Origin of the sequence: Bradyrhizobium sp. HKCCYLS3013, assembly GCF_051167615.1 — a bacterium.
Taxonomy (GTDB): Bacteria; Pseudomonadota; Alphaproteobacteria; order Rhizobiales; family Xanthobacteraceae; genus Bradyrhizobium.
Window position 1 is genome coordinate 1 of sequence record NZ_JBNPTK010000039.1, and the last position, 3,594, is coordinate 3,594.

At 51.4% G+C, this 3,594-nt stretch carries 1 protein-coding gene and 1 pseudogene; both read right to left on the reverse strand.

Annotated elements, in window-relative coordinates; translation table 11 throughout:
- Positions 1-353 precede the first annotated feature (353 nt).
- Positions 354-3,044: a hypothetical protein gene (locus ACQR1F_RS32100; protein ID WP_434908078.1), complete on the reverse strand. Its 2,691-nt coding sequence runs from the start codon at positions 3,042-3,044 to the stop codon at positions 354-356.
- A gap of 463 nt (positions 3,045-3,507) precedes the next feature.
- Positions 3,508-3,594 (reverse strand): annotated as a pseudogene (locus ACQR1F_RS32105) (ATP-binding protein); the annotation flags it as partial.

Here is a 3,594-nt window from a genome sequence, read left to right on the forward strand (position 1 = left end):
GCGCGACCTGGACCTGCACGTCGACCGCGCGGGCCTCGATGCCTTCGAAAGCGACGGTGGAAACGCGCTGGACCATGCTGCCCCTCCCGGGCAGGGAGGCTAGCGGAAGCGGAGCAGGTTAGCAAGAACAATACGGGAACACTTATCGGCGCCGACGTCCATGTCATTTGCGCGGCGATGTAGCGAGAGCATCTCCCAGAAGAGGATCGTGGATCACACGCGGAGTAGAAGAGCGACGATCTGCAATTATGCTGACCCACTTCATCAGCAGTCTATGAGAGACGAAGTGAGTAGACGGAGAACGCAAGTTACCACTCGAGCTCTATCGAGCGAATAACCATTTATAGCTATACTCAAGCTTTCTTCTCATCGTTGAGGTATTCGTTAGTACACAGAGCACCCGATGTAATTTTGTTACGAAGCTGCTCAAAATTAATCTCACCAACTTGGTTCCTGATCGCCGTTTCGATCTCGTAATATTCGGGAGATGCTTGATAGATTGGCGGACGGAGCAGAGTGTCGATTACTTTATTATCGAGGTAACCTTCTTCGCAATATCTCCAGACTATGCCGTATACAGACACCGGAGTAGTCTTTGAACCAAAGTTCCTCTGTCCCGCCTCAAGCTGGATCCATTTTTGAATGAAATCGGCACCACGCACACCTCTCATCCACGCTGTTTCGGCGACGGATCGGGCTAACAGATAGCCGCTCTCGTTTTGATCACCGCACTTAGTTAGTGAGACTTCCGCCTTCATCCACGTCGCTATCAACGACGAGTCCGGAATCCCGGGATAGGATAGGTGCTTATGGGCCAGCCAACGTCCCGTATATGGCTCAGTGGAAGATCCGGCATTCCCGAGATCAAACTCGGCCTTCAGCCAGCAAGCTAATAAGTTAGCATCCGGTGGATCAGATTGCGAGAGGTGCTTACTGCCGAGCCACCGCCCCGAATGTATCTTACTGGGTGACCCGGCATTGCCGAGATTGAATTCGGCCGTAAGCCAGCAAGCCAGCAGGTTGGGATCGGGGAAATTGGCCTTTAGTAAGTGCTCATAGCCAATCCAACGCCCAGAATACTTCGTTTCTACGGCACCAGGATTTGCATTATCAAACTCAAACGTCATCCACAGCGTGAGAAGATTCGGATCATCTCCTCCCATTGCCACGTATCGCATCCCGGTGTGGCGAATGTCCTCAACATCATCGATTTTATTATTTAGTTGGTTCTTGAACACGTGGAAAATATAGCGAATAGCTTGAGCCTTGTCGGCTTCAGATGTCCCCCATCGTTTGGCGCAATAAAATGCAGTGTCAATGACCGGAGCCCTCGGTATCCAAGAATGTTCGCATGTATAGCTCAAGAGAAAAGAAAGGAGGGTTATAGAGTAGTTGGGAACTCGCCGAGCATAACTATAGGCCTTTTCCATTGCAACCATGGTAGCCGCAAGGCAAAGCTGCCGTAAATCAGACTCAAAAGTCTCGACGTCACCTATATCGACGCCCGGATTGATCTCATAGAAGCGCCTAAGGACCTCTGTCACGATATCAGGATGTCGCAATGACAAGGTCGCTCTTTTGGTGGAGGAAGACGATGATGACCGCCTCATTATCTCGCTTTGGGTACGCTCTAAAATCGATCTAGTTGATTCGGCCTCATTGCCATCGCAATGGATGTCAGCGAACTTTGTAATCAAAGTTCGGTCCACAAGAAGTTGAGGATTATTTGCCAGATAGGCAAACATTGCCCCGAGAGCCACCAAACGCAGAATCCAATCATCACCGCTAGCGGAGAACTGCCGGATCATCGATTGTATCGTGGTCGAGAACGACTCGCCGCGCGTGGCGTAGATCATGATGGCGAGAAGATGCGTGCTTCCCTCCGAAATGCTGGTGCGTATTCGGTCGATAAGGATCGCTTCAGAGCAATCCGGTGCGGCGCCGTGGCGGACTATAGTTTTGGCGAGAGACTCTGCCAACTCGGCCTTACAACGACCGACAAAGTGCTCTCGCGGATTGAGGTGCGAAATCGGCTTGAGCTTGTCAATGATCTGATGGTGCCGGGCGATCAGAACCAGAGATACGTGAGGATTGGCTCGTAGAAACTTACTTACAGAAGTAAATGAATTTAGAAACTCAGCATTGTCGACAAAGACTGCTGTATTGCTTCCGGTGAGTTTGTAACCACTCAGATCTTGTGATGTGTCATCTGGCGCAGTTGCATAGAAAACTCGCCAGCCAGCGGACTTGAGTCGGAGGGCAACTCGCTTGCAGATCGTTGTCTTGCCGTCCCCAGCTGCCCCAGTGACAATACAGAGACGATTTTCGACAATAGATCGGGCAATCGCCTCTTCATGTTCGATTCTCGGTACCGCGACGTCACTCAGTATCGACCAGTCTCGCGGTTCAGCGCCGCGTAAGAAAAGAGCACCCTCAGTGCGAATGACAAGGCCAAGTTTCTTGCCTTCTGCCCGAGTCCGCTCTCTTTCGCGCGTGAGATTATATTTAAGTAGGGGCTCGTAGGTTAATTCGTGACCTAGTGCTTGCTCCCCAAGTAGCTGATAGGGATAACGTGAACCATTCTGGAGATAGTCAAAAATCTGATCGCGAAGTTTGAAGAAGGGCTCCTCTGCCTCCGCTTTGATCTTTTCAGCAGCCGAAGGCTTTACGCTCGTTCTGTCGATCTTGGGGACCGTGATCTTTTTTCCTTGTCTTAGAAAGATATCGGTCGCGAACACATGAGCACACGCCTGTCTTAAATCGTCGCCGATGGACTGAGTGTCACTGTAATTGCTGTCCCCTGGTAACTTGATTCGGGCGAGGAATGGATTGTGCTTGAGAGATACCCTGGGTCCCAGTGGAATGCCCGCTTCTTTCTTCGTGAGAAGTGTGAGCGTGGCCGGCTTTTCATAATCTGGGTCTGATTGCTCTTCAATTCCGACTGTAACAACTCTTCGTCGAAATTCGGAGTCGTTTGACAGATCGGGAAAGTAGGTCTTCCGCAGATAATCCAGACGGTATTTTTCTGCCAGGGTCGGGATCATTTGAAGCCTGCAAAAAATTGCAAGAAAATAGACCAGAACAAGTGATCTCCTGCAAACAAATCCAAATCCGCTCTAGCAAGGAAGCAAAGTAAGAAGGCTCAAACAACTGCCGGGCCAACAACCCCGGAGTCAAACAATGGATAAGAGCCTCATCTCGGTTGCAGCTTTGCTCCTTATGACGTCGTACTCAATCGTTTCGCTGTGTCATTTGAGCCGTCGCGAATGGATCAAATCAATCCCCTACGTAATGCTTGCGCTTGGGTACGCATTCTCGGTGCTCGCGCTTTTCATGGTGGTACCGCGCTGTTAGCGCGTCGAATAAACCCGCGCGCTCAGCTGTCCTCGAGGACGGAGCCAGATCTCTGGTTCCGCCTCGTTTTGCTTAGGCCAAATCCAACGGCTCACATCGAGGCTCTCGGCCCGCACTCTGCCAAGATCAATGTAGCACATGCTCAACAGATTGCCCACCCGCCGCGGCGATCTCGAGCGCGCGCTTGCCGCTCTCCTGGCCCTTGATGTCGCGCAGGTCGAGCAGGCTGGCAGGCGCCTC